This window comes from Streptococcus sp. 116-D4 (assembly GCF_009731465.1).
GTDB classification, from domain to species: Bacteria; Bacillota; Bacilli; order Lactobacillales; family Streptococcaceae; genus Streptococcus; species Streptococcus pseudopneumoniae_E.
In genome coordinates this window covers 387,842-412,648 of record NZ_AP021887.1, presented here as the reverse complement: position 1 = coordinate 412,648, position 24,807 = coordinate 387,842, and the positions used below count along the sequence as shown (strand labels likewise).

General features: G+C 41.9%; 16 protein-coding genes, 19 tRNA genes, 3 rRNA genes and 1 pseudogene. 5 read left to right on the top strand and 34 right to left on the bottom strand.

Translation table 11 applies throughout. The annotated features are described in order from the left end of the window. Positions 1-31 precede the first annotated feature (31 nt). The 10 genes and pseudogenes from UKS_RS02195 to UKS_RS02155 form a co-directional block, all read right to left on the bottom strand. Positions 32-1,552 (bottom strand): ABC transporter permease/substrate-binding protein, encoded by a 1,521-nt coding sequence (locus UKS_RS02195; protein WP_156011647.1) that lies wholly within the window; start codon positions 1,550-1,552, stop codon positions 32-34. Continuing rightward, positions 1,545-2,273 carry an ATP-binding cassette domain-containing protein gene (locus UKS_RS02190; RefSeq protein WP_156011645.1) on the bottom strand — a complete coding sequence of 243 codons (729 nt, stop codon included), beginning with the start codon at positions 2,271-2,273 and terminating at the stop codon, positions 1,545-1,547. Before UKS_RS02190 ends, UKS_RS02195 begins: the two co-directional genes overlap by 8 nt. Positions 2,274-2,344: 71 nt before the next feature. Further along, positions 2,345-2,479, bottom strand: a pseudogene (locus tag UKS_RS09795) (nuclear transport factor 2 family protein); the annotation flags it as partial. 34 nt (positions 2,480-2,513) lie between these two features. Further along, positions 2,514-2,957: a MarR family winged helix-turn-helix transcriptional regulator gene (locus UKS_RS02185; RefSeq protein ID WP_156011644.1), complete on the bottom strand. Its 444-nt coding sequence runs from the start codon at positions 2,955-2,957 to the stop codon at positions 2,514-2,516. Between the two features lie 145 nt (positions 2,958-3,102). Next, positions 3,103-4,296 carry an O-antigen ligase family protein gene (locus UKS_RS02180; protein ID WP_156011642.1) on the bottom strand — a complete coding sequence of 398 codons (1,194 nt, stop codon included), beginning with the start codon at positions 4,294-4,296 and terminating at the stop codon, positions 3,103-3,105. 137 nt (positions 4,297-4,433) lie between these two features. After that, positions 4,434-5,876 carry a sucrose phosphorylase gene (gtfA, locus tag UKS_RS02175; protein WP_156011640.1) on the bottom strand — a complete coding sequence of 481 codons (1,443 nt, stop codon included), beginning with the start codon at positions 5,874-5,876 and terminating at the stop codon, positions 4,434-4,436. Between the two features lie 240 nt (positions 5,877-6,116). After that, complete coding sequence (locus UKS_RS02170) at positions 6,117-6,950, bottom strand: carbohydrate ABC transporter permease (RefSeq protein WP_049497503.1); 834 nt, start codon at positions 6,948-6,950, stop codon at positions 6,117-6,119. Between the two features lie 13 nt (positions 6,951-6,963). Further along, on the bottom strand, positions 6,964-7,830 hold the full coding sequence (locus UKS_RS02165; RefSeq protein WP_173020434.1) for a carbohydrate ABC transporter permease: 867 nt from the start codon (positions 7,828-7,830) through the stop codon (positions 6,964-6,966). Between the two features lie 13 nt (positions 7,831-7,843). After that, positions 7,844-9,103, bottom strand: coding sequence for an extracellular solute-binding protein (locus UKS_RS02160; RefSeq protein WP_156011637.1), 1,260 nt, complete (start codon positions 9,101-9,103; stop codon positions 7,844-7,846). Between the two features lie 32 nt (positions 9,104-9,135). Then, a complete protein-coding gene (locus UKS_RS02155; protein WP_156011635.1) occupies positions 9,136-11,298 on the bottom strand; it encodes an alpha-galactosidase in 2,163 nt (720 codons plus the stop codon). 107 nt (positions 11,299-11,405) lie between these two features. On the opposite strand from UKS_RS02155, the gene UKS_RS02150 reads away from it, so the two are divergent. After that, positions 11,406-12,266: an AraC family transcriptional regulator gene (locus tag UKS_RS02150; protein WP_156011633.1), complete on the top strand. Its 861-nt coding sequence runs from the start codon at positions 11,406-11,408 to the stop codon at positions 12,264-12,266. Continuing rightward, the gene (gene birA / locus UKS_RS02145; RefSeq protein WP_156011631.1) at positions 12,263-13,201 is read left to right on the top strand and encodes a bifunctional biotin--[acetyl-CoA-carboxylase] ligase/biotin operon repressor BirA; all 939 of its coding nucleotides are present in this window, start codon (positions 12,263-12,265) and stop codon (positions 13,199-13,201) included. The genes UKS_RS02150 and birA overlap by 4 nt, the downstream gene beginning before the upstream one ends. A gap of 296 nt (positions 13,202-13,497) precedes the next feature. On the opposite strand, the gene UKS_RS02140 is transcribed toward birA, so the two are convergent. From UKS_RS02140 to rlmD, 23 genes are all read right to left on the bottom strand, one after another. After that, a tRNA-Ser gene (locus UKS_RS02140) sits at positions 13,498-13,585 on the bottom strand. 6 nt (positions 13,586-13,591) lie between these two features. Continuing rightward, positions 13,592-13,665: transfer RNA gene (locus UKS_RS02135), tRNA-Ile, on the bottom strand. Between the two features lie 33 nt (positions 13,666-13,698). Continuing rightward, positions 13,699-13,769: transfer RNA gene (locus UKS_RS02130), tRNA-Gly, on the bottom strand. Positions 13,770-13,789: 20 nt separating this feature from the next. Then, positions 13,790-13,862: transfer RNA gene (locus tag UKS_RS02125), tRNA-Phe, on the bottom strand. A 3-nt stretch (positions 13,863-13,865) separates the two neighbouring features. Beyond that, positions 13,866-13,939, bottom strand: a tRNA-Met gene (locus tag UKS_RS02120). Between the two features lie 10 nt (positions 13,940-13,949). Further along, a tRNA-Ser gene (locus UKS_RS02115) sits at positions 13,950-14,039 on the bottom strand. A 12-nt stretch (positions 14,040-14,051) separates the two neighbouring features. Continuing rightward, a tRNA-Ile gene (locus tag UKS_RS02110) sits at positions 14,052-14,125 on the bottom strand. A gap of 13 nt (positions 14,126-14,138) precedes the next feature. Continuing rightward, a tRNA-Met gene (locus UKS_RS02105) sits at positions 14,139-14,212 on the bottom strand. Between the two features lie 5 nt (positions 14,213-14,217). Further along, positions 14,218-14,291: transfer RNA gene (locus UKS_RS02100), tRNA-Pro, on the bottom strand. Positions 14,292-14,306: 15 nt separating this feature from the next. Continuing rightward, positions 14,307-14,380, bottom strand: a tRNA-Arg gene (locus tag UKS_RS02095). Positions 14,381-14,391: 11 nt separating this feature from the next. Continuing rightward, positions 14,392-14,477 (bottom strand) — tRNA-Leu (locus UKS_RS02090). Positions 14,478-14,484: 7 nt separating this feature from the next. Further along, positions 14,485-14,556 (bottom strand) — tRNA-Gly (locus tag UKS_RS02085). A 22-nt stretch (positions 14,557-14,578) separates the two neighbouring features. Beyond that, positions 14,579-14,651, bottom strand: a tRNA-Thr gene (locus UKS_RS02080). Between the two features lie 18 nt (positions 14,652-14,669). Then, positions 14,670-14,751: transfer RNA gene (locus UKS_RS02075), tRNA-Leu, on the bottom strand. A gap of 5 nt (positions 14,752-14,756) precedes the next feature. Next, positions 14,757-14,829 (bottom strand) — tRNA-Lys (locus UKS_RS02070). A gap of 24 nt (positions 14,830-14,853) precedes the next feature. Next, positions 14,854-14,926 (bottom strand) — tRNA-Asp (locus tag UKS_RS02065). A 2-nt stretch (positions 14,927-14,928) separates the two neighbouring features. After that, positions 14,929-15,001 (bottom strand) — tRNA-Val (locus UKS_RS02060). A 4-nt stretch (positions 15,002-15,005) separates the two neighbouring features. Continuing rightward, positions 15,006-15,121: ribosomal RNA gene (rrf, locus tag UKS_RS02055) — 5S ribosomal RNA — on the bottom strand. A gap of 76 nt (positions 15,122-15,197) precedes the next feature. Beyond that, positions 15,198-18,099, bottom strand: a 23S ribosomal RNA gene (locus UKS_RS02050). 125 nt (positions 18,100-18,224) lie between these two features. After that, a tRNA-Ala gene (locus UKS_RS02045) sits at positions 18,225-18,297 on the bottom strand. Positions 18,298-18,348: 51 nt separating this feature from the next. Continuing rightward, positions 18,349-19,896 (bottom strand): 16S ribosomal RNA (locus tag UKS_RS02040). The 16S, 23S and 5S rRNA genes sit together here with 19 tRNA genes alongside, the layout of an rRNA operon. 241 nt (positions 19,897-20,137) lie before the next feature. Further along, a tRNA-Glu gene (locus UKS_RS02035) sits at positions 20,138-20,209 on the bottom strand. Between the two features lie 61 nt (positions 20,210-20,270). After that, positions 20,271-21,626, bottom strand: a complete 1,356-nt coding sequence (gene rlmD / locus UKS_RS02030) for a 23S rRNA (uracil(1939)-C(5))-methyltransferase RlmD (protein WP_156011628.1) — start codon at positions 21,624-21,626, stop codon at positions 20,271-20,273. Positions 21,627-21,681: 55 nt separating this feature from the next. On the opposite strand from rlmD, the gene UKS_RS02025 reads away from it, so the two are divergent. From UKS_RS02025 to ntdP, 3 genes are all read left to right on the top strand, one after another. Next, a complete protein-coding gene (locus UKS_RS02025; RefSeq protein ID WP_156011626.1) occupies positions 21,682-22,455 on the top strand; it encodes an aminoglycoside 3'-phosphotransferase in 774 nt (257 codons plus the stop codon). Between the two features lie 9 nt (positions 22,456-22,464). Next, positions 22,465-23,241, top strand: coding sequence for a recombination regulator RecX (gene recX, locus UKS_RS02020; RefSeq protein ID WP_156011624.1), 777 nt, complete (start codon positions 22,465-22,467; stop codon positions 23,239-23,241). An 88-nt stretch (positions 23,242-23,329) separates the two neighbouring features. Then, positions 23,330-23,863, top strand: a complete 534-nt coding sequence (ntdP, locus tag UKS_RS02015) for a nucleoside tri-diphosphate phosphatase (protein ID WP_049494921.1) — start codon at positions 23,330-23,332, stop codon at positions 23,861-23,863. Between the two features lie 69 nt (positions 23,864-23,932). Here ntdP and UKS_RS02010 read toward each other — a convergent pair whose 3' ends face one another. Beyond that, positions 23,933-24,700: an epoxyqueuosine reductase QueH gene (locus tag UKS_RS02010; protein ID WP_156011622.1), complete on the bottom strand. Its 768-nt coding sequence runs from the start codon at positions 24,698-24,700 to the stop codon at positions 23,933-23,935. Positions 24,701-24,807 lie beyond the last annotated feature (107 nt).

Genomic DNA, 24,807 nt, shown 5'->3' with positions numbered 1-24,807 from the left:
GTTTAACAAAGTTGAGTTTGACATTTTCAAACTATTTCTTCAACAAACCTTCTTCTTGTAGAAACTCCTTGGCTACTTGCTCTGCTGACTTGCCTTCGACACCGACTTGATAGTTAAGCTGGCTCATCTGGCTTTCAGTAATTTTTCCAGCCAATTTATTGAGAACTGTTTCCAACTCTGGATGTTTCTTGAGAAGAGCTTCTTTCATTAGTGGAGCCCCTTGATAAGGTGGGAAGAGTTGTTTGTCATCTTCCAAGACCTGTAAATCATAACGTGCCAACTCCGCATCTGTCGAATAGGCATCTGTGATTTGAATATCACCTGACTGAATCGCCTGATAGCGAAGAGCTGGCTCCATGGTCGCTACATTGAGATTGAGACCATACATTGACTGCAAGCCCTTATTTCCATCTTCACGGTCATTAAACTCAAGTGTAAAGCCTGCCTTTAGCTGCCCTTCCACTTTTTTCAAGTCCGAAATGGTCTTCAAGCCATATTCTTGAGCAATCTTTTTCGGAACAGCTACAGCATAGGTATTTTGATAAGACATGGGTTTGAGATAGGCTAGATGATCCTGTTTGGCAATGCCATCACGCGCTACATCATAAACCTGCTCTGGCTCATGACTCACTTTCGGTGATGGCTGAAGTAAACTTTCAGTCACCGTTCCTGTAAATTCAGGATAGATGTCAATATCGCCTTTTTTCAAAGCTTCATAAAGAAAGCTTGTTTTCCCAAAATTCGGTTTAACAGTCGCAGTCATACTAGTATTTTCTTCAATCAGTAACTTATACATATTGGCCAAAATTTCTGGTTCTGGTCCCAATTTCCCAGCAATCACCAAGTTTTCTTTCTCTTTTTGAGCGAACAGAGCTGGGCTATAAGACAAACCAAGCAATATGGTCACCAAGGCAAAACCAGAGAAAATCGTCCGCAATTTTGCTTTTTCCATCACTTTTAGTAGGAAGTTAAAGGCAATGGCCAGCACTGCAGAAGAAAGGGCCCCAATCAAAATCAGACTGGCATTATTGCGGTCAATTCCCAAAAGGATAAAGGAACCTAGTCCACCTGCACCAATCAAGGCCGCCAAGGTTGCCGTACCGATAATCAAGACCGCTGCCGTCCGAATCCCAGACATGATGACAGGCATGGCAAGTGGAATTTCAAACTTCTTGAGTCGCTCCCATCTAGTCATCCCAAAGGCAATCCCAGCCTCTTGCAGACTTGGATCAATTCCCTTGAGTCCAGTGATGGTATTTTGTAAGATCGGGAAAATCGCATAAATCACTAGCGCTGTCAAAGCTGGTAAGGTCCCAATCCCCATCAAGGGGATAAAGAGCCCCAGCAAGGCCAGAGACGGGATGGTCTGGAAAATCCCTGCAATCTGCAAAACCCAATCCGCCAACTTCTCATGATAGCGAAGATAAACAGCCAAGGGAATCGCTATAAAGATGGCCAGTAACAAGGTCAAAAGGGACAACTGCAAATGTTGAGATAGAGCTGTCAACCAATCACTAAAACGATCCTGAAAAGTTGCAATTAAATTAGTCATGAACACTACCTCCAAACAAGTCTGCTACAAATTCTGTGGCAGGAGCTTTTAAAATAGTCTCGGGATTGGCTACCTGACGAATCTCTCCATCCTGCAAGACAGCAATACGGTCCGCCAATTTCAAGGCTTCATCCGTATCATGAGTTACAAAAATAGTTGTCATCCCAAACTCTTTATGCAACTCTTTAGTCAGAATTTGCAACTGCTTGCGAGAAATAGCATCCAAGGCTGAAAAAGGTTCATCCATGAGGAGAATCTTAGGCTGACCAATCATAGCACGAACAATACCAACCCGTTGCTGTTCTCCACCAGATAATTCACTAGGAAGTCGAAGTCCATACTCAGCCACTGGTAAACCAACCTTTGCCAAAAGCTCTTCTGTTTTCTTAGAAATTTCTTCCTTAGTCCAGCCCTTCATTTCAGGAATCAGGGCAATATTTTCCGCGACCGTAAGATTGGGAAAGAGAGCAATAGCCTGTAAGACATAACCAGTAGAAAGACGAAGTTCACGCTCATTATAATCTTTGATGCGCTTGCCATCCATATAAATATTTCCATCAGTCGGTTCCAAGAGACGGTTAATCATCTTAATCATGGTCGTCTTACCTGAGCCAGATGGACCAACTAAAACCATAAATTCCCCATTCTCAATCCGTAAATTGACATCTCTCAAGACATCTTTTTCTGTGTAGCGTAGCGCCACATTTTTGTATTCAATCATTCTGTATCCTCAATTTAAAACTTGCCTCGATTGGTCAAGTCTTCTACCCTAGGCATGACTTTCTTATTGCCTCAATGCTCCACCATTTTCCTGTTTTCTAGACGAAAGATATCATACTGGGCATGGGCAACTCCATCAGTCTAAGTCTGACCATAGCGAACCACCTAGTTTCCTTGTCCTAAGAGTTGGAAAACAAAGTCAAAAGTGGCCTTTACTTATAAACAGCTAATCTGCTCCATTTTAAAACTCATTTTCCTTCTCTTTCAGGTTAGCCAAAATTCTTTCTTGAAAACCTTCAAACTGACGAATTTCTACCTCTGAAAATCCTTTATAAAAGATCGAATCCAACTTCTGACTAACACGATTCCCCACTTCTTTCTGGGACTTGCCCAACTCTGTTAAAACCAAATACTTCTTACGCTTATCTTCTCCACATGGACTAATAGTTACAAGATTTTGTTCCTCTAGCTTTTTAATCATAGTAGTCAGCGTATTATTCGCAAGCCCAGTCGCAAGCGCAATGTCTGTCGCAGTTGCACAACCTGTCTCACTATTCCATAAAACCGCTAAAATCTTGCCCTGTTCACCCCTATAAAGAGACTCAGGATCTTGACTCAGTAACTTTTGAAAAATCCGCCCATTCAACAAACGAATATGATGGGCTAGCAAATGACTATCTTTCATGATACCTCCAATTTATTTCGATATCGAAATGAATAAACCCATTCTAACACTCAACATTTCATCTGTCAACTATTTCGATTTAGAAATAATTTTTCCAAGTAAAAAAATCTCCCACCCAAGGTAGAAGATTTCAATCTTATAAAACTTAATCCGTCATGTCCGATACCAACGTTCGATGCTCCAATGGAATACTGCACATAACTAGCAAGAAAATAAAACCTGACTGAATCCAGAAGAGGGCCAAGTCAAAGATTCCGTGCACAGCAACCACTGTAAGGAAAGATAGATAAAGACCGATAATCGGACGTTTCCCTGACTCCTGACTCATATCCATCATCATGCGAACAGGAGCAACCGAAGACAAAACTAATAAAATGGTCCCCACAATTCCGTAACTCAGAATCGTGTCAATATAAAGACTATGAGCATGTTCATGATAAGGAGCATGGATCCGAGGATAAGAGTGCATGTAGGTCAATGGTCCCTCACCCCAAAAAGGATTTTGCTTAAACAAGGCCATCCCAGCATCCCAGATAGAAATTCGTTCTTCCATAGAAGAGTCTAACGTCCCCATCCGAACTCCCAAATCACTAGAAAAGAGGAAGCTCAAGCCAATTGCAAAGACCCCAATACTAAGCCAAAAGGCCTTCCAGTTTTTAATGGTCGTAAAGAGATAAATAATGGCTCCAGCGATAATAGCAGGAAAGGCAGTTCGATTTTGCGTAAAGTTCAAACCAAAGAGATTCACAAAGCCTGCCATCACACAGAATATTTTCAACCAATTCAACTTGGTCGTTGTAAACAGATAGAAAGCAATCATGATACAGAAACAACAAATAATTCCATAATAATTAGGATTAAAGAAGGTCACTTCTGCCCGATTCTGATGCCAGACCTGCATATTGGGTGAAAGAAAAGCATAGTTGAATTTCTTCACAATTTGGAAATGTTCTAAACTCGCAAAAGCAGCTGACAAGACGCTACCAAACAAGATGAGCTGCAAAATCAATCGAAAGAATTTATGTGATAAAATCGACTGATAGTGCAAAAAGAAAACAGTAAATAAAAAAATTCCTACTGAAGCCACAAGACCCATCCAATTTTGTGCAAAAATGGATATAACAGTACTATAGCCAAGAAAAAGAAGTAGCATCGGATGCTCCCCCATTTTCTGAAGAATACTTTTCATGTCTCCTGTAAAAATCAAACTAATAATATATAAACAGAATACAACTACAAAAAGATAAAAGGGTAAAAAGATACTCAGGATAATTCCCAATAAAATCAGCTCTTTACTAGACAACCCTTTCAGCTTTTCAATAAAGCCTATTGATTTCAAAATGAATCCTTTCTCTCCAAATCAGTTGATTCAGATAATAGTAAGCTACCCTATATTGTACCACTTTTTTAGCAATTTGAAAACAAAGGAAACGTTTCCTAAAATAAAAACCCTAGCGTATTAACCATATGAAGTTTTCAAAATATTACCTCAACTCCATTTTCAATTACTCGATAAGTCTGACTTTGCAGATCAATTTCTGCAACTGCTGTTACGGACTTATCTTTATTTTGACGTTTGATGACAATGCTGTGAGCTGTTGGTGTCTCTATCTCAATAGTCCCTTCTAGATCAAAGGCTTCTGAACGATTACGGAAAGAAAATAGGTTGAGAAGTGCCTTTACCACAGGACGTTGGACTTCTTCTGCTATTTCCGCATTGCTATAGTAATGACGATTAATATTGCGACCTTCCTTGGTTTCTTCTAATAATTTCAAGTCATTCTTGCCTGCTAATAGCCCTACATAGTAAATCTGAGGAATACCTGGAGCAAAAGCTTGAATTAAACGTGCAAGGAAATACTTGATATCATTATCTCCAAGAGCAGAATAGTAAGTTGAATTGATTTGGTAGATGTCTAAATTGTTATACTCTGCACTAGAGTACTTACGTTTGACATTCGCTCCAACCTTATAGAGCTCATTTGAAGCATAGTCAATCTCCTCATCAGTCAGGATATCCTTGACATCTACCACTCCAATCCCATCATGGGTGTCTAGCGTCGTAAATTGCTTCATTGGGCTCATCTTTAACCACTTAGCCAAACGCTCTGTTCTGGAACTGTAAGGAGTATAAAGTGTCACCATTGGCAGAGCAAAATCATAAACATAGTAATCATGATTCGCTATTTTAAACTGAATCGAGTAGTGTTCATGAATCTCAGGTAAGAGCTCTGTCCCATATTCCGCAGCGATATCTCGAACTTTGTCCAATAAATCCCAAATATCTGGTTCCACAAAGAAATCATTAGTATCCAATTTCTTCACTGCATAAGCAAAGGCATCTAGACGAATCAAATCACACCCATTACTTGCCAAGTGCTGAATGGTCTTACGGATAAATTCCATCGTTACTTCTTTGGTCACATCAAGATCAATCTGCTCCTCACCAAAAGTATTCCACAAATGTTCCACTGACCCATCTACAAAAAGAATCTCTTGCTTTGGAGCGCGATCCTTACGCTTGTAAATTAAATCTACATCAGACTGTGTCGGACGATTTTCTGGCCAAAACTTATCCCAGTTTAAAAAGAGATCTTTAAATTCACTGGCTTCATGTTTTTCTTGATAGTCCTTATAGTACTTGGATTGACGAGAAATATGGTTAATCATAAAGTCAAACATAAGATAATATTTCTCACCTAAACGCTGAACATCCTCCCAATCACCAAAAGCTGAATCCACTTCGTCATAGTCAACTGGCGCAAATCCACGATCACCTGTTGATGGAAAAAATGGTAGAAGGTGAACTCCTCCAATAGCATCTCCAAAATGCTCTTCCAAATTCTCATATAAGTCTTTAAGATTAGTCCCCAGACTATCTGAATAGGTAATCAACATGGTTTTATTCTGAATTGGCATCATTACTCTCCTTTTTCTAATTGAAGCCAAGTCTCATATGACCTGGCTTTTTTGAGTTTATCTATTTTAAGAATTGCTTCATAGGGTACGATTGAAATCAGCAAGCTGAATCGTCTCTTTGTATCTAGAATTGAACACACCCTAAGCTCTGTATGAAAAAGATGAATCCTCCAAGAAGCCAAGGCTTCTTATTCAGATTCCCTATTTTCACTGTGAGCTTTTAACGGGCTTTGTATCTTATTACTTCACTGCGCCGTTGCTCATTCCTGCGATGATATGGCGTTGGAAGAAGAGATAGACAATGGTGATACTGATAATGCCGACCACGTAAGAGGCAAAGCTTGGTCCGTAGTCGTTGAAATATTGGCCTGCGTAGTTGTATTGGAAGAGAGGCAAAGTCCACATTTTGGAATCCCGGTTCAAGATAAGGAGTGGCAACATGAAGTCATTCCAGAACCAAAGGGCATTGATGATCATGGTTGTCGCATGCATCGGTTTCATCATTGGGAAGATGATGCGGAAATAGGTTGTAAATTTATTAGCCCCATCGATCTCCGCAGCTTCATCCAGACTTTCTGGGATCGAGATTTTGATATAGCCAACATAAAGAAAGAGGGTCTGTGGAATCGCATAGGTCAAGTAGAGCAAGATCAAACCAAAGGTATTAGCCAAACCGAGTTTACTCATCATGACCGTAATCGGAATCATGATGACTTGGAAAGGTACGAAGATTCCGAGGATTAAGAGGGTATACATGATGGTAAAGGCTTTCCTTTTACTCATATTGCGAGCGATGGAGTAGGCTGCCATAGGGACAAAGATCATTACTGCAAGTAAAGACAAGACAGTGATGACGACAGAGTTCCAATAATAGCCTCCGATCCCATCAGCTAAGAGACGGCTAAAGTTGTCCCATGTGAAGTTGGTTGGAAAGCCAAAGAAATTATCTACAATATCCTTAGTGGGTTTGAAGGAACTAAAGAGGGTCGCAAGGAGCGGCACTAAAATCAGAACCGATCCTAGAATCAATAGAATGTATTTGCCAATCAGGGCTTTTCTTTCATCTTGTTTCATCATACTTCTCCTCTTAAATTTCAAATTTCTTAGATACTCTCAATTGGATGATCGAAATCACTACAATTAAGAAGAACAAGATTACGGCAATGGCATTGGCATAACCAAATTGGTTGTTTTTAAAGGCATAGTTATAAACCAAGAGTCCAAGTGAAGTTGTGGCATTGTTTGGACCACCACCGGTCATGGCAAAGACTTGGTCAAAGGCAGTCAGCCCACCTTTTAGGGCTAGGATAAAGACCATAGAGACACTTGGTAGCAAGTAAGGCAATTCAATATTCCAGAAAACTTGCTTGCTAGTCGCACCATCAATCCTTGCTGCCTCTGTAATCTCAGTTGGAATAGATTGCAAACCAGCTAGGAAGATGATAATGGGCATAGCCACCCCTTGCCAAAGAAGGACAAAGACAGCCGCAAAGATTGCTCCCCACTTAGTCCCTAAAAGACTAGTTTGGAGAAATTCAATATGAAGGGCATTCCCAATCGCTGGAAGACCGTAGTTGAAGACTTGCTTGAAGATCAAAGCCACTGTCAAACCAGACAAAACAGCTGGGAAGAAGAACCAAGCACGGAAGAAGGTTTGGCCTTTGGTTTTAGAGTTCAAGACACGCGCAATGAAGATCCCCAGTGCAATCTCACCAACCACCATGGCAATCGTAATGATTGCGGTAAAGCCAATCGCATTCATGAATTTTGGATCCATGAAGAGGAGCTTAAAGTTGTTTAAGCCGACAAATTTGTAGTTATAAGTCAATCCTGTCCAGTTGGTAAAACTGTAAAAGGCTCCTTGAAACATCGGCACATAGAAGAAAATTGCTTGTAAGAAGAGGGGGATGACCACAAAAGCCCATGCCCAATATTTTTGTAATACTTTTTTCATAGTCTCTCTGCTCCTAATCCACATCCGCTTTCATCGGGTTAAAGAAGGCATTCAAATCATTGACCATGCCTACTTTATCACCGGTCAAGACATAGTTCATAGTCAAGGTATGGAAGTCTGCTTCACTGGTCCAGTATTGTTGTAACCAGACCAAGTGACGATCCGTAAAAGCATATTCGGTCATACCAGCAAGCGGTGAATCTTCTCCTGCTTGTTTGACCCCTTCAATCGCTGTTGAAGATCCGTCCACATCGTAGTATTTTTGCATGACTTCTGGACGGGTCATATATTCCACAAAGTCATTGGCTTCTTTTGAATGTTTGGTGGTGGCTGAGATAGACCATGCCAAGTCTCCCGCACCAACGGTTAAGCTTTGTCCTTTTTCTTTTCCTGGAATCATGAAGGTCCCAATCTTAAAGTTCGGTTCTTGTTCATTAATCGCTGTGATCGCCCAAGACCCATTTGGTGTCATGAGGACATCCCCACGTGCGAAGGCTCCGATAACATCGGTATAGCCAGCACCTTCCCAGTTCTTTTGCTTAGAGCCATTGATGCGAAGGATGTCCATAACCTTGATGTCATCTTTCATAATCTGATCCGACAATTTAATGGCATTTGGTTTTGAATAACGAAGGTATTGATTGGCTTCTTTTCCTCCACCTGTTGCTGTCGCAAAGGCTAATTGATTGTAACCATTGAGTGTCCAAGCATCTGCACCTGCAATTCCAAATGGTGTTTGTCCTTTAGCAACGATATCTTTGACTAACTGTTCAAATTCATCCCAGGTTTCAGGAACCTTCAAGCCCAGTTCTTCAAATTTATCTTTGTTGTAGTAAATTCCATAAGCATTAGCTGTAAACGGAACATTATAAACCTTTTTGTTTACAGCATATTTTTCAGCGTAGCCATTTTTCACGCGTTTCAGGTAGTCTTTATTGCTCAAATCTTCAAAGACACCTGCTTTTGCCCATTCTTGCAGTTCAATGGACTGTGGGTAAATATTGACCACATCAGGCACATCGCCTGCGAGAACGCGTGTCTTCAATACTTCACCAGCATTTGGTACATTGACGACTTTGACCTTGATTTTAGGGTTTTCCTTCTCAAAATCACTAGCGATTTCTTCCAAGGTTTTGGTCATTTCTTTTTTCTGGTTGAAATACTCGATGGTCACTGTGCCATCCGCAGATTTACCATAGTTGGAGCAAGCGCCGAGCCCAAACAAAGCTAAACCTGTAGTTGCAAGAAGTCCGATTTTCTTATACCATTTCATTGGAATGCCTCCTTTATAAATTCACACCTTTATTATAGTCTTCTAAAAGTATATTGTCTACTCAAAAAATCTCCTTGGGATAAGATAACAGTTAGACCTGCATACATTAGTTCTGCACCTGAGTAAACTTCTCCATTTTCCTGTAATTCATATAGTCCCTCTTCAGCCAAATCTTTTAACTTTAACGTTGTTTCCATGGTCTCTACAACTGATAACACACGAACATAGGTTATAATCGTTTGATTTCCGTAGTTAAATTGTACAGCTGCTTCATTGGATGCAGTATCAGGATTAATTAGTCTATACTGTTGTCCTAACTGAACTACTGGTCGCAATTCTTTATACAAGTTCACCTGATTAGCAATCGTAGCTTTCTCTTCATCGGATAAACTTGTCAAATCAAGCTCATAGCCCAAATTTCCCATCATTGCCACATGACCACGTGTTTCTAACAGTGTCTTTCGTCCCATCTGATGATTCGGTACTGCTGACACATGAGCCCCCATAGAAATAGTTGGATAGAGATAAGATGACCCGTATTGAATTGGTAAACGTGCAATGGCATCAGTATTATCACTAGCCCAGACTTGTGGGAAATAGCGCATCATACCAAGATCATTTCGTCCACCACCACCAGAGCAGGACTCAAAGAGAATATGGCTGTGCTTCTCTGTCAGATAAGAAACGAGTTCATAAAGCCCCAGCATATACTGGTGAGATTGCATTTTTGTCTCTAGGTAGTTTGATCCATTTCCTAGGTTAGTCATATTACGATTCATATCCCATTTAATGTAATCAATCTCATGATAAGATAGGAGTTCATCTAAGACATTTTTCAAATATTCTACTACCTGAGGATTGGCAAGATTAAGGACTAATTGATTTCTAGAATAAGTATGCTCATAACCAGGAATCTGAATAGCCCAGTCAGGATGTTGACGATACAAATCACTATCTACAGAAATCATCTCAGGTTCTAACCAAAGCCCAAACTGCAAACCTCTTTCGTGGATAGCTGAAATCAGACTTTCTAGACTTCCACCCAGTTTTTCCTCATTAACAACCCAATCCCCTAAAGCACGATTATCATCAAAGCGATTGCCAAACCACCCATCATCTAATACAAAAAGTTCAATGCCAACTTTCTTCGCTTCATCTGCTAACTCTAACAGTTTTTCTCTCTGAAAGTCAAAGTAAGTAGCTTCCCAGTTATTGATTAGAATTGGACGTTCTTTTTTAGAAAATTTACTTGGCATAATGTGCTTCCGTACAAAATTCTGACTTTTCTGACTAACACCAGTTAATCCCTTATCTGAATAGGTCACTAAAGCTACCGGTGTTTCAAAGTATTCCTCAGGATCTAACTTCCAAGAAAAGTTTTCCGGATTAATCCCTATAGCCAGCCGAACTTCATTCAATTGATTCTTTTGAACAAAAGCTTCAAAGTTTCCACTATACATTAGTTGAATAGCAAACACATTTCCAGCATCCTCTGTGACTCCTTGATCACATAATAGAAGAGCTGGTGTTTGAGCATGACCAGAAGCACCACGGTTCGAACTAATCGAAAAGATTCCTTGTTCTACCTGTTGACGTCTGACAGTCTTTTCTCGAGCATAAGTACCCTGCAAAGTTACAATTTCGTAATCTGCAGCTGGAACATCAGTCATAAAAGAAAAATCTTTATGGATGACAACTTCCTGATTGCTCTTATTTTCCAATTTGCTGTAACTAGCAATTGTCGCATCATTATCAAAAGCAGTATAATACAAATTCAGACTAAGTTGAGCCTTAGGATCTTCTAACATCAAGACAAGCGTCTCTGTATCGTCCATACTATGTGGAGAAGGTAAGCCCTGTGGACCATTCTGACCTTTTAAAATCTTTGCTTCTACAAATCGAAAGTCTGTTACTTCAGTTGCATCATGCTGAATCTGTAAAGTTGGTTTTCTAAAGTCACCCAAACCATGTTGTCCAAAAATTTGACGTTGAGTATCTAAACTAAAGGTTCGATTAGTAGCCGTTGGATTTCCTGAAAAGGCATGATCTCGTTCATAAACACTATTGACACCTTTATAGTTCTTAATAGGCTTTCCTAAATGTTTCAAAAGTAAGTACCCATCACGATTTTCAATAATCAAACTTAGATTTTTACTCTCAACATAAAATAGATTATTCTCTATCCTAACTCCCATTTACTTCACCTCATCACTTTATTGACTATATTTTATCATCTGAAACCGCTTTCTAAAATAGAAAAATGTCTCAAGAATATGGTAAAATGTTAGGTAGGAGGTAGCACATGCTAGTTTTTTCAGAATACCAGACTGGAACAATTGACCTTTCCCTAAGCTTTTATGGATATGAGGAATGCACACCTAATTACTCTTTTGGTCCAGCCATTCGTGATACATACGTTCTACATTACATTACTAAAGGACAAGGAAAATTTCATTACAAGGGTAAAATTGTTGATTTAAAAGAAGGAGATTTCTTTCTTTTAAAACCAGATGAATTAACCTTTTATCAAGCAGATAGTGAAGAACCTTGGGCCTACTACTGGTTAGGAATCACTGGAGGGAAAGCTCCTGACTATTTTGCTCTTTCTCAAATTTCTGACAAATGCTATCTCATCCAATCTGAAACTTGTCATACCCAGACTACCGCAAAACTCATCTCAGACATTGTCCGCTTCGCTCAGATTACAAAATCAAATGAATTAGCTCAACTCCATATCATGGGACAACTTCATGAACTGATGTTTCATCTGGGAACTATTGCTCCCAATCAGAAAAAAAAGAATATTTCATCAACCCACCAACTCTATCTTGAATGCAAACGATTAATTGATAGCCACTATCCTCAATCACTTACAATTCAAGATTTAGCAAAAGAACTATCCGTTCACAGAAGCTACTTATCAAGCGTATTCAAAGAATTTAATACCTTATCACCCAAAGAATACCTACTCTACGTTCGAATGCACCGAGCTAAACAACTTCTCGAAAATACCCAAGAGTCAATCAAGGTAATTGCATACTCGGTAGGCTTTTCAGATCCACTCCATTTTTCGAAAGCTTATAAACAATACTTTAATCAGACTCCAAGTCAAACAAGAAAAGAATACTCTCAATACCAACTAGTGAGAAAGGAAACACTATGAAATCCTACCAAGCTGTCTATCAGATTCTAGCTAAAGAAACCGACTATATCAGCGGAGAAAAGATTGCAGAAGAACTATCCCTGAGCAGAACATCAATTTGGAAAGCCATCAAGCGTCTAGAACAAGAAGGCATTGAAATTGATAGTATCAAAAACAAAGGCTATAAACTGGTTAGTGGAGACCTTATTCTTCCAGAACTTCTAGAAGCAAATCTTCCAATTAAAATCAGTTTTAAACCCGAAACAAGATCAACACAACTTGATGCAAAAGAAGCAATAGATAGAGGATATGAAACAAACACCCTCTATCTAGCTTCCTATCAAACAGCAGGGCGAGGCCGTTTTCAGCGTTCCTTCTACTCGCCACAAGGTGGTATTTATATGTCACTCCACCTTAAACCCAATCTACCCTATGACCAATTACCATCCTACACACTACTTGTAGCAGGAGCTATCTACAAAGCCATTAAAAACCTTACTTTAATAGATGTCGACATCAAATGGGTCAATGATATCTACCTAAACAATCATAAAATTGGAGGAATCCTTACTGAGGCAATGACCTCTGTAGAAACTGGCTTAGTCACAGATATCATTATTGGAGTAGGAATCAACTTCACTATTAAAGATTTCCCTCAAGAATTAAAAGAAAAAGCTGCTAGTTTATTTAAAGCACCAGCACCTATTACCAGAAATGAATTAATCATAGAAATCTGGCGTGCTTTCTTCGAAACACCTGCAGAAGAGCTATTATACCTATACAAAAAACAGTCCTTCGTTCTAGGAAAAGAAGTTACTTTTACACTAGATCAAAAAGACTACAAAGGACTTGCTAAAGATATCTCAGAAAGCGGAAAACTTTTAGTTCAATGTGATAACGGAAAAGAAATCTGGCTCAATAGCGGAGAAATTTCATTAAAAACTTGGAAAAAATGATAAACTAGTATAGTGTATTGAATCTAGAGTAGTATGCTGTGGCTGCTGAAGTATTTCTAGAGATTAATTTGACTTTTCTAATTGATTTGTACATATCTTATTTCAATCCACTATACAACCTTAAAATGAGCAATAGTTAAAAATTTTGATTTTTCTTCAACTCACTACAGTTGACAAAGATCCGATTTTTATCGCTCTGAATATCAAAAAAGAAAGGACAATTTTGTCCTTTCTTGATCTTAGCTGAATTCAACCCACTACAGTTGATAAAGAGTCCTTTATAAACTCTCATTAAACGGAGAATAAGGGATTCGAACCCTTGCGCCAGTTACCCGACCTAACGATTTAGCAAACCGTCCTCTTCAGCCTCTTGAGTAATTCTCCAATTAATGGGCACGAGTGGACTCGAACCACCGACCTCACGCTTATCAGGCGTGCGCTCTAACCACCTGAGCTACGCGCCCAAGTTAAAAACTTGGTAATTGAACAAAGTTCAAAGCGGGTGACGAGAATCGAACTCGCGACAACAGCTTGGAAGGCTGTAGTTTTACCACTAAACTACACCCGCATACATACTAATAACAAAAATGGCGCGAGACGGAATCGAACCGCCGACACATGGAGCTTCAATCCATTGCTCTACCAACTGAGCTACCGAGCCTTATTGCGGGAGCAGGATTTGAACCTACGACCTTCGGGTTATGAGCCCGACGAGCTACCGAGCTGCTCCATCCCGCGTTGATATAAAAGGAGGATGTGGGATTCGAACCCACGCACGCTTTTACACGCCTGACGGTTTTCAAGACCGTTCCCTTCAGCCGGACTTGGGTAATCCTCCATACTATTCAAATGGACCTTGTAGGACTTGAACCTACGACCACTCGGTTATGAGCCGAGAGCTCTAACCAGCTGAGCTAAAGGTCCAACAAGATCATTATAGCGGCGAAGGGGATCGAACCCCCGACCTCCCGGGTATGAACCGGACGCTCTAGCCAGCTGAGCTACACCGCCATATATCGGGAAGACAGGATTCGAACCTGCGACACCTTGGTCCCAAACCAAGTACTCTACCAAGCTGAGCTACTTCCCGAGTTAAAAAGAAAAATGCACCCTAGAGGAGTCGAACCTCTAACCGCCTGATTCGTAGTCAGGTACTCTATCCAGTTGAGCTAAGGGTGCTCATTATATTATGCCGAGGACCGGAATCGAACCGGTACGATCGTTACCAATCGCAGGATTTTAAGTCCTGTGCGTCTGCCAGTTCCGCCACCCCGGCCTCTCTAAGCGAACGACGGGATTCGAACCCGCGACCCCCACCTTGGCAAGGTGGTGTTCTACCACTGAACTACGTTCGCACTGTTTCCTTCTATCTAAAAATGCCGGCTACATGACTTGAACACGCGACCCTCTGATTACAAATCAGATGCTCTACCAACTGAGCTAAGCCGGCTCATTTATTATATCTCAATGCGGGTTAAGGGACTTGAACCCCCACGCCGTTAAGCGCCAGATCCTAAATCTGGTGCGTCTGCCAATTCCGCCAAACCCGCATATATGACCCGTACTGGGCTCGAACCAGTGACCCATTGATTAAAAGTCAATTGCTCTACCAACTGAGCTAACGAGTCTAAAATAACTTTCATTATTTTAAACGGTCCCGACGGGAATCGAACCCGCGATCTTCGCCGTGACAGGGCGACGTGATAACCGCTACACTACGGGACCTATGGGAGTTAACGGGATCGAACCGCTGACCCTCTGCTTGTAAGGCAGATGCTCTCCCAGCTGAGCTAAACTCCCTTTAGCTAAGCGACTTCCTTATCTCACAGGGGGCAACCCCCAACTACTTCCGGCGTTCTAGGGCTTAACTTCTGTGTTCGGCATGGGTACAGGTGTATCTCCTAGGCTATCGTCACTTAACTCTGAGTAATACCTACTCAAAATTGAATATCTATTCAAATCAAGAAAACCATACGCTTTCATATTCTCAGTTACTTTGGATAAGTCCTCGAGCTATTAGTATTAGTCCGCTACATGTGTCGCCACACTTCCACTTCTAACCTATCTACCTGATCATCTCTCAGGGCTCTTACTGATATAAAATCATGGGAAATCTCATCTTGAGGTGGGTTTCACACTTAGATGCTTTCAGCGTTTATCCCTTCCCTACATAGCTACCCAGCGATGCCTTTGGCAAGACAACTGGTACACCAGCGGTAAGTCCACTCTGGTCCTCTCGTACTAGGAGCAGATCCTCTCAAATTTCCTACGCCCGCGACGGATAGGGACCGAACTGTCTCACGACGTTCTGAACCCAGCTCGCGTGCCGCTTTAATGGGCGAACAGCCCAACCCTTGGGACCGACTACAGCCCCAGGATGCGACGAGCCGACATCGAGGTGCCAAACCTCCCCGTCGATGTGAACTCTTGGGGGAGATAAGCCTGTTATCCCCAGGGTAGCTTTTATCCGTTGAGCGATGGCCCTTCCATACGGAACCACCGGATCACTAAGCCCGACTTTCGTCCCTGCTCGAGTTGTAGCTCTCGCAGTCAAGCTCCCTTATACCTTTACACTCTGCGAATGATTTCCAACCATTCTGAGGGAACCTTTGGGCGCCTCCGTTACCTTTTAGGAGGCGACCGCCCCAGTCAAACTGCCCGTCAGACACTGTCTCCGATAGGGATCACCTATCTGGGTTAGAGTGGCCATAACACAAGGGTAGTATCCCAACAACGTCTCCTTCGAAACTGGCGTCCCGATCTCTTAGACTCCTACCTATCCTGTACATGTGGTACAGACACTCAATATCAAACTGCAGTAAAGCTCCATGGGGTCTTTCCGTCCTGTCGCGGGTAACCTGCATCTTCACAGGTACTAAAATTTCACCGAGTCTCTCGTTGAGACAGTGCCCAAATCATTACGCCTTTCGTGCGGGTCGGAACTTACCCGACAAGGAATTTCGCTACCTTAGGACCGTTATAGTTACGGCCGCCGTTTACTGGGGCTTCAATTCATACCTTCGCTTACGCTAAGCACTCCTCTTAACCTTCCAGCACCGGGCAGGCGTCACCCCCTATACATCATCTTACGATTTAGCAGAGAGCTGTGTTTTTGATAAACAGTTGCTTGGGCCTATTCACTGCGGCTGACATATGTCAGCACCCCTTCTCCCGAAGTTACGGGGTCATTTTGCCGAGTTCCTTAACGAGAGTTCTCTCGCTCACCTGAGGCTACTCGCCTCGACTACCTGTGTCGGTTTGCGGTACGGGTAGAGTATGTTTAAACGCTAGAAGCTTTTCTTGGCAGTGTGACGTCACTAACTTCGCTACTAAACTTCGCTCCCCATCACAGCTCAATGTTATAGATATAAGCATTTGACTCATATCACACCTCACTGCTTAGACAGACTCTTCCATTCGTCTGCTTTAGTTAGCCTACTGCGTCCCTCCATCACTACATACTCTAGTACAGGAATATCAACCTGTTGTCCATCGGATACACCTTTCGGTCTCTCCTTAGGTCCCGACTAACCCAGGGCGGACGAGCCTTCCCCTGGAAACCTTAGTCTTACGGTGGACAGGATTCTCACCTGTCTTTCGCTACTCATACCGGCATTCTCACTTCTATGCGTTCCAGCACTCCTCACGGTATACCTTCTTCACACATAGAACGCTCTCCTACCATACCTATAAAAGGTATCCACAGCTTCGGTAAATTGTTTTAGCCCCGGTACATTTTCGGCGCAGGGTCACTCGACTAGTGAGCTATTACGCACTCTTTGAATGAATAGCTGCTTCTAAGCTAACATCCTAGTTGTCTGTGCAACCCCACATCCTTTTCCACTTAACAATTATTTTGGGACCTTAGCTGGTGGTCTGGGCTGTTTCCCTTTCGACTACGGATCTTAGCACTCGCAGTCTGACTGCCGACCATAATTCATTGGCATTCGGAGTTTATCTGAGATTGGTAATCCGGGATGGACCCCTCACCCAAACAGTGCTCTACCTCCAAGAATCTCTAATGTCGACGCTAGCCCTAAAGCTATTTCGGAGAGAACCAGCTATCTCCAAGTTCGTTTGGAATTTCTCCGCTACCCACAAGTCATCCAAGCACTTTTCAACGTGCCCTGGTTCGGTCCTCCAGTGCGTCTTACCGCACCTTCAACCTGCTCATGGGTAGGTCACATGGTTTCGGGTCTACGTCATGATACTAATTCGCCCTATTCAGACTCGGTTTCCCTACGGCTCCGTCTCTTCAACTTAACCTCGCATCATAACGTAACTCGCCGGTTCATTCTACAAAAGGCACGCTCTCACCCATTAACGGGCTCGAACTTGTTGTAGGCACACGGTTTCAGGTTCTATTTCACTCCCCTCCCGGGGTGCTTTTCACCTTTCCCTCACGGTACTGGTTCACTATCGGTCACTAGGGAGTATTTAGGGTTGGGAGATGGTCCTCCCAGATTCCGACGGGATTTCGCGTGTCCCGCCGTACTCAGGATACTGCTAGGCACAAAGACTATTTTAATTACGAGGCTATTACTCTCTCTGGCTGATCTTCCCAAATCATTCTTCTATAGTCCTTGAGTCCACATTGCAGTCCTACAACCCCGAAGAGTAAACTCTTCGGTTTGCCCTCCTGCCGTTTCGCTCGCCGCTACTAAGGCAATCGCTTTTGCTTTCTCTTCCTGCAGCTACTTAGATGTTTCAGTTCACTGCGTCTTCCTCCTCACATCCTTAACAGATATGGGTAACAGGTAGTACCTGTTGGGTTCCCCCATTCGGAAATCCCTGGATCATCGCTTACTTACAGCTACCCAAGGCATATCGTCGTTTGTCACGTCCTTCTTCGGCTCCTAGTGCCAAGGCATCCACCGTGCGCCCTTATTAACTTAACCTTATTTTTTGACCTTTCAGTCATAAACTCTTTATTAATACTACAGCGTTTTCGGTTTATTTTCTTGTTACTATTTGATATAGATATTCAATTTTCAATGTGCATTACTTGGTGATCTCTCACCAATGGAGCCTAGCGGGATCGAACCGCTGACCTCCTGCGTGCAAAGCAGGCGCTCTCCCAGCTGAGCTAAGGCCCCACAAGACCTCTCAAGACTAAACAAGACCAATGCGCAGTTCCTTATCCTTAGAAAGGAGGTGATCCAGCCGCACCTTCCGATACGGCTACCTTGTTACGACTTCACCCCAATCATCTATCCCACCTTAGGCGGCTGGCTCCTAAAAGGTTACCTCACCGACTTCGGGTGTTACAAACTCTCGTGGTGTGACGGGCGGTGTGTACAAGGCCCGGGAACGTATTCACCGCGGCGTGCTGATCCGCGATTACTAGCGATTCCGACTTCATGTAGGCGAGTTGCAGCCTACAATCCGAACTGAGACTGGCTTTAAGAGATTAGCTTGCCGTCACCGGCTTGCGACTCGTTGTACCAGCCATTGTAGCACGTGTGTAGCCCAGGTCATAAGGGGCATGCTGATTTGACGTCATCCCCACCTTCCTCCGGTTTATTACCGGCAGTCTCGTTAGAGTGCCCAACTGAATGATGGCAACTAACAATAAGGGTTGCGCTCGTTGCGGGACTTAACCCAACATCTCACGACACGAGCTGACGACAACCATGCACCACCTGTCACCTCTGTCCCGAAGGAAAACTCTATCTCTAGAGCGGTCAGAGGGATGTCAAGACCTGGTAAGGTTCTTCGCGTTGCTTCGAATTAAACCACATGCTCCACCGCTTGTGCGGGCCCCCGTCAATTCCTTTGAGTTTCAACCTTGCGGTCGTACTCCCCAGGCGGAGTGCTTAATGCGTTAGCTACGGCACTAAACCCCGGAAAGGGTCTAACACCTAGCACTCATCGTTTACGGCGTGGACTACCAGGGTATCTAATCCTGTTTGCTCCCCACGCTTTCGAGCCTCAGCGTCAGTTACAAGCCAGAGAGCCGCTTTCGCCACCGGTGTTCCTCCATATATCTACGCATTTCACCGCTACACATGGAATTCCACTCTCCCCTCTTGCACTCAAGTTAAACAGTTTCCAAAGCGTACTATGGTTAAGCCACAGCCTTTAACTTCAGACTTATCTAACCGCCTGCGCTCGCTTTACGCCCAATAAATCCGGACAACGCTCGGGACCTACGTATTACCGCGGCTGCTGGCACGTAGTTAGCCGTCCCTTTCTGGTAAGATACCGTCACAGTGTGAACTTTCCACTCTCACACTCGTTCTTCTCTTACAACAGAGCTTTACGATCCGAAAACCTTCTTCACTCACGCGGCGTTGCTCGGTCAGACTTCCGTCCATTGCCGAAGATTCCCTACTGCTGCCTCCCGTAGGAGTCTGGGCCGTGTCTCAGTCCCAGTGTGGCCGATCACCCTCTCAGGTCGGCTATGTATCGTTGCCTTGGTGAGCCGTTACCTCACCAACTAGCTAATACAACGCAGGTCCATCTGGTAGTGATGCAATTGCACCTTTTAAGCAAATGTCATGCAACATCTACTGTTATGCGGTATTAGCTATCGTTTCCAATAGTTATCCCCCACTACCAGGCAGGTTACCTACGCGTTACTCACCCGTTCGCAACTCATCCGGAAAGAGCAAGCTCCTCCTTCAGCGTTCTACTTGCATGTATTAGGCACGCCGCCAGCGTTCGTCCTGAGCCAGGATCAAACTCTCATTAAAAGTTTGAGTTCTCACTCATTTCTGTCACTGACAGATTTATTGTTTTTTCATTGTTCAGTACTACAACCTTAGTTGTAGTGCCCTGCACATTGGTTCGTCTTGTTCAGTTTTCAAAGGTCTTTGTCACTCGCTTATCTCAAGCGACAACTATATTAGTATATCACAGCCGCTTTCGCTTGTCAACACTTTTTTGAAACTTTTTTTAATTTTTTTCATCAAGTGTTTCAACTGCAACATACCATAGTCCGTACGGGATTCGAACCCGTGTTACCGCCGTGAAAAGGCGGTGTCTTAACCCCTTGACCAACGGACCGGAGTTGCTATTTTCAACTCTTACTATTATACCGACTTTTTAAACTTTGTCAACACCTTTTTTAAACTTTTTTAATTAATTTTACAACAGCTTCAGTTCGAGCTGTATGTGGGAACATATCGACCGACTGGATATAATGGAGATCATAGACTTCTACTAAGCGTACTAAATCACGAGCCAAGGTCGAAACATTGCAAGAAATATAGACCATTTTTTCTGGTACATAGGTAAGAATAGTATCTAATAACTTATCGTCCAGACCTGTACGTGGTGGATCCACGATCAGAGCATCTGCTCGGTAGCCTTCCTGATACCATCGAGGAATAATGTCCTCTGCTGTTCCAGCTTCATAATGAGTATTGTCAAATCCCATTTTTTTAGCGTTTCGCTTGGCATCTTCAATAGCTTCGGGAATAATATCCATACCTCTAAGTGTTTTAACTTTCTTTGCAAAGGCAAATCCAATCGTTCCAACTCCACAATAAGCGTCAATCAAATGGTCTTCTTTAGTAACATCCAAGGCTTTTACCGCCTCGTTATAAAGAACTTCTGTTTGTTCAGGATTTAGTTGATAGAAAGCACGAGGAGATAGTGAGAATTCATAATCGAGTACACCTTCTTGAATACTCTCTTTTCCCCAGATAATCTCTGTCTTTTCACCATAAATCTCACTGGTTTTAGCTGTATTTGTATTCACAGCTACTGTCACAACCTCTGGAAAATCTTTAAGCAAGTCTTTTACTAGTTGGGTTAAATTAAGCTGACGATTTGTAACAATAATAATCTGAACCTGTCCAGTCTTTCTTGCTCGTCGAACCATAATAGTCCTAACACCTAGAACTTTTCTCTCATCCGTGATTGGAATCTGGTGATAAGTAAGCAAATCTGCTAGGCGATTAGCAATCACTTGGGTTTCCTTATCTTGTACTAGGCAGTCTTTCAACTCTACCAAATAATGAGAGTTTTGTGCATACAGACCTGCCTTGACCTGATTTTTAAATTTTCGAGTCTGAAATTGTAACTTAGCACGGTAGTACTTTGGCTCCTGCATTCCAATAGTTGGACGGATTTCATAGTTTTCATATCCTGCAGGAGCAAATTTTTTCAGCGCTTGATGAAGTAAGTCCGTCTTGAACTCTAGCTGTTTATCATAATGTAGGTGCATGATTTGGCAGCCTCCGCACTCATTGTAAATAGTACATGCTGGCACAACACGAAATTTAGACTTCTTGTTGACCTTCAGTAATTTTGCTTCTACAAAGTTACGTTTAATAGAAGTAATCTGACAATAGATATCTTCTCCTTTTAGAGCACCAGGCACAAAGACTAATGTTTTTTGATAAAAACCGATTCCCTCACCATTAATTCCCATGCGCTTGATTTTTAATGGAATTTTTTGTTTGACTTTTAGATTCATAAGTCTATTATACCACGTAGTTCCCCAATGGTTAAGAATATGTTACAATAAAACCATGAATACAAAGATATCTTTTTCCTCATTGGATTTTCCTGCGCAATTACGAACTTATATAGAGGGGTCGAGCCTTTCTGACAGCTCTTCTCATTCAGGCGCAAGGGTCCTTTATCTTGACTCAGGTTACTATTTAAAAATAGATCAAAATGGGAGTTTAGAGCGAGAAGCTAGCATTGCAAGGTGGTTTGAAACCAAAGGACTGGGAACTCCAGTCATCCACTATTTATCTACAGATAAAGACTACTTCCTGACTAAAGAGGCTATTGGTCATGATGCTCTCGCTTTTTTAGACCAACCAGAAAAAATCTGCCGAACAATGGCAGAGGCTCTTAAAAAGCTTCACAACTTAAACCCACACAATTTTCCATCAGAAAATCATTTACAGACCTATAAAGACAGAGCCTTTAAAAACTATGAAAAAGGGGAGTTCTACGCCAAAGCACTCCTACCCCAATTCCATATTAACAGTCGCAAAGAGGCCTTCCAACTCATACAAGAACAAGGGCACCTTTTAAAGACAGATGCCTTCATTCACGGGGACGCCTGTCTACCGAACTTTATTCTAAAAGATGCTAGCCATTTCTCTTGCTTCATTGATCTTGGTTTGGCTGATTTCAGTGATCGGCATATCGATCTCTTTTGGGCAATTTGGTCCCTCAATTACAACTTAAAAGATCCCAAATATGCTGAGCTTTTTCTCGACTATTACGGGAGAGAGCTGGTTGATAGCAACAAACTTCGACTCGTTGCTGCCTTCGAAGCATTTGGGTAAGAGGAAAATATGAAAATCACAAAACTTGAAAAGAAAAAAAGGCTCTATCTGATGGAGCTTGATAATGACAACAAATGCTACATTACTGAAGATACTATTGTTCGTTTTATGTTATCGAGAGATAAGGTGATAAGCGAAGAAGAATTAAAAGAGATTCAGGACTTTGCCCAATTTTCTTATGGTAAGAATCTAGCCCTCTACCACTTATCCTTTAAAGCTCGCACTGAAAAAGAAGTCAGAGAATATTTGAAAAAATACGATATTGATGGAAACATAATTTCACAAGTCATTGCTAACCTCAAAGAGGATAATTGGATTAATGATGCCCAGTACGCTTATGCTATCGCCAATGCCAATCAACTTTCAGGAGATAAGGGGCCTTATGTACTGACTCAGAAATTAGCACAAAAAGGGATTTCAAAATCTACTATAGAAGAGAACTTGAAAGAATTTGATTTTTCTGAAGTTGCTCAACGTGTAGCTAATAAACTATTGAAAAAATATGAGGGAAAACTTCCAGCTCGTGCCTTGCAAGATAAGATAATCCAAAATCTGACCAACAAGGGGTTTTCCTATTCTGATGCTAAAAGTGCCTTTGACGAATTGGATAGTCAAGTTGACCAAGAAACGACTCAGGAACTCATCTTCAAGGAACTTGACAAGCAATATGCTAAGTATACTCGCAAATATGAGGGATACGAACTTAAACAGCGTTTAACTCAAGTTTTAGCTCGAAAAGGCTACGATTTTTCGGATATAGCCAGCGCTCTCAGAGAATATCTTTAATATTTTCACGTAAAATTTACAGATTTTAGGTAATTTTATGGTACAATAGTAAACGATAAACTTATAAATTGTAGAAAGTTGGTTAGTTATGAAACTTCCAAAAGAAGGCGACTTTATTACAATTCAAAGTTATAAGCATGATGGGAGTCTCCACCGTACTTGGCGGGACACCATGGTACTAAAAACAACAGAGAACGCTATTATCGGCGTCAACGACCACACACTTGTTACCGAAAGTGACGGTCGTCGTTGGGTCACTCGAGAACCGGCTATTGTTTACTTTCACAAGAAATATTGGTTTAATATTATCGCTATGATTCGTGATAATGGAATTTCCTACTATTGCAATATGGCTAGCCCCTACTATCTGGATGAAGAAGCACTAAAGTATATTGATTACGATTTGGATGTTAAAATTTTTACAGATGGGGAAAAACGTCTCTTGGACGTTGAAGAGTACGAGCGTCACAAACGTAAAATGAAGTATTCTTCTGATCTAGACTATATTCTGAAAGAGCATGTTAAGATTCTTGTTGATTGGATTAACAATGAGCGAGGTCCTTTCTCAGAAGCCTATGTCAACATTTGGTACAAGCGCTATGTAGAACTAAAGAATCGGTAAAGTTGTCAAACTGGGGTCAAGGCCCTGGTTTTTTATTTTAAAAACCCAGCTTTGCAGCTGGGCTTATTCTTATATATCTAATTTAGTCACTGTAAATTTGATGTGGGAATAGTCTTTTTCAACATCCTTATCAAGCAGAAATGCTGTGGCGTCCTTCTTCACTTGAACCAGGTCAATATTCTGGGCTTGGGCTGCATAGACGCATCCACAATAACATTGACGATAGATATCATACTCTTCACACATCTCAACTGAACGCTTGTAGCCTTGATTTTTCTTGAAATCACTTGGAAGATAGTGGGTTGTATAAATTTTTTGCACATCAATTCCGATACTGTTAATGGTTTGAGAATTCTTATGAGGGCTGATGGTCAAGGCTGAGCCAAAGTAGTCAAAACCCAAGTCCATAGCCACTTGCGCTGTCTTATCCAGTCGATAGTCAAAGCAAACCTTGCAACGGTCGCCTCCTTCTGGCTCTTCTTCCAAACCTCGAACCAGTTTACGATATTCGTTAGGTTCATAAGGAGCTTCTAGATACTGGACCGTATTTCCTGTCCGCTCATTGAAATCACTGACAAATTTCTTGGTGACGTAAGCCCGCTTATGGTATTCTGCCTTGGGATGGATATTAGAATTGGCAAAATAGATGGTCACATCTGCATACTTTGTCAAATATTCTAGAGTATAGGTGCTACAAGGGGCACAACAAACATGCATGAGAATGGTTGGCCGTTGCTCATTTTTCTCCCATACTTGTACCATCTTCTGCATGACACGGTCATAATTAATCTTCTGATTGGGGTTCATCTTGCTCAGAATTTCTTCTATATCGATCATGTTCTTCTCCTTTTTCTAGTCTTATTTTATCATATAAGTTAGGAGAGCTCAAATCAGTTTAGAAGTGAATAGCATAAAAAGGAGGGTTAATCATTCCCTCCTTTTGT

What these genes read in the sequence shown, in the direction of transcription:
- UKS_RS02150 (WP_156011633.1), top strand. Translation starts at nt 11,406, where the DNA reads ATGCTAGTTTTTTCAGAATACCAGACTGGAACAATTGACCTTTCCCTA.
- UKS_RS02025 (WP_156011626.1), top strand. Translation starts at nt 21,682, where the DNA reads ATGAATACAAAGATATCTTTTTCCTCATTGGATTTTCCTGCGCAATTA.
- UKS_RS02195 (WP_156011647.1), bottom strand. Translation starts at nt 1,552, where the DNA reads ATGACTAATTTAATTGCAACTTTTCAGGATCGTTTTAGTGATTGGTTG.
- gtfA (WP_156011640.1), bottom strand. Translation starts at nt 5,876, where the DNA reads ATGCCAATTCAGAATAAAACCATGTTGATTACCTATTCAGATAGTCTG.
- UKS_RS02185 (WP_156011644.1), bottom strand. Translation starts at nt 2,957, where the DNA reads ATGAAAGATAGTCATTTGCTAGCCCATCATATTCGTTTGTTGAATGGG.
- UKS_RS02155 (WP_156011635.1), bottom strand. Translation starts at nt 11,298, where the DNA reads ATGGGAGTTAGGATAGAGAATAATCTATTTTATGTTGAGAGTAAAAAT.
- UKS_RS02170 (WP_049497503.1), bottom strand. Translation starts at nt 6,950, where the DNA reads ATGAAACAAGATGAAAGAAAAGCCCTGATTGGCAAATACATTCTATTG.
- rlmD (WP_156011628.1), bottom strand. Translation starts at nt 21,626, where the DNA reads ATGAATCTAAAAGTCAAACAAAAAATTCCATTAAAAATCAAGCGCATG.
- UKS_RS02165 (WP_173020434.1), bottom strand. Translation starts at nt 7,830, where the DNA reads ATGAAAAAAGTATTACAAAAATATTGGGCATGGGCTTTTGTGGTCATC.
- ntdP (WP_049494921.1), top strand. Translation starts at nt 23,330, where the DNA reads ATGAAACTTCCAAAAGAAGGCGACTTTATTACAATTCAAAGTTATAAG.
- UKS_RS02160 (WP_156011637.1), bottom strand. Translation starts at nt 9,103, where the DNA reads ATGAAATGGTATAAGAAAATCGGACTTCTTGCAACTACAGGTTTAGCT.
- UKS_RS02010 (WP_156011622.1), bottom strand. Translation starts at nt 24,700, where the DNA reads ATGATCGATATAGAAGAAATTCTGAGCAAGATGAACCCCAATCAGAAG.
- birA (WP_156011631.1), top strand. Translation starts at nt 12,263, where the DNA reads ATGAAATCCTACCAAGCTGTCTATCAGATTCTAGCTAAAGAAACCGAC.
- recX (WP_156011624.1), top strand. Translation starts at nt 22,465, where the DNA reads ATGAAAATCACAAAACTTGAAAAGAAAAAAAGGCTCTATCTGATGGAG.
- UKS_RS02190 (WP_156011645.1), bottom strand. Translation starts at nt 2,273, where the DNA reads ATGATTGAATACAAAAATGTGGCGCTACGCTACACAGAAAAAGATGTC.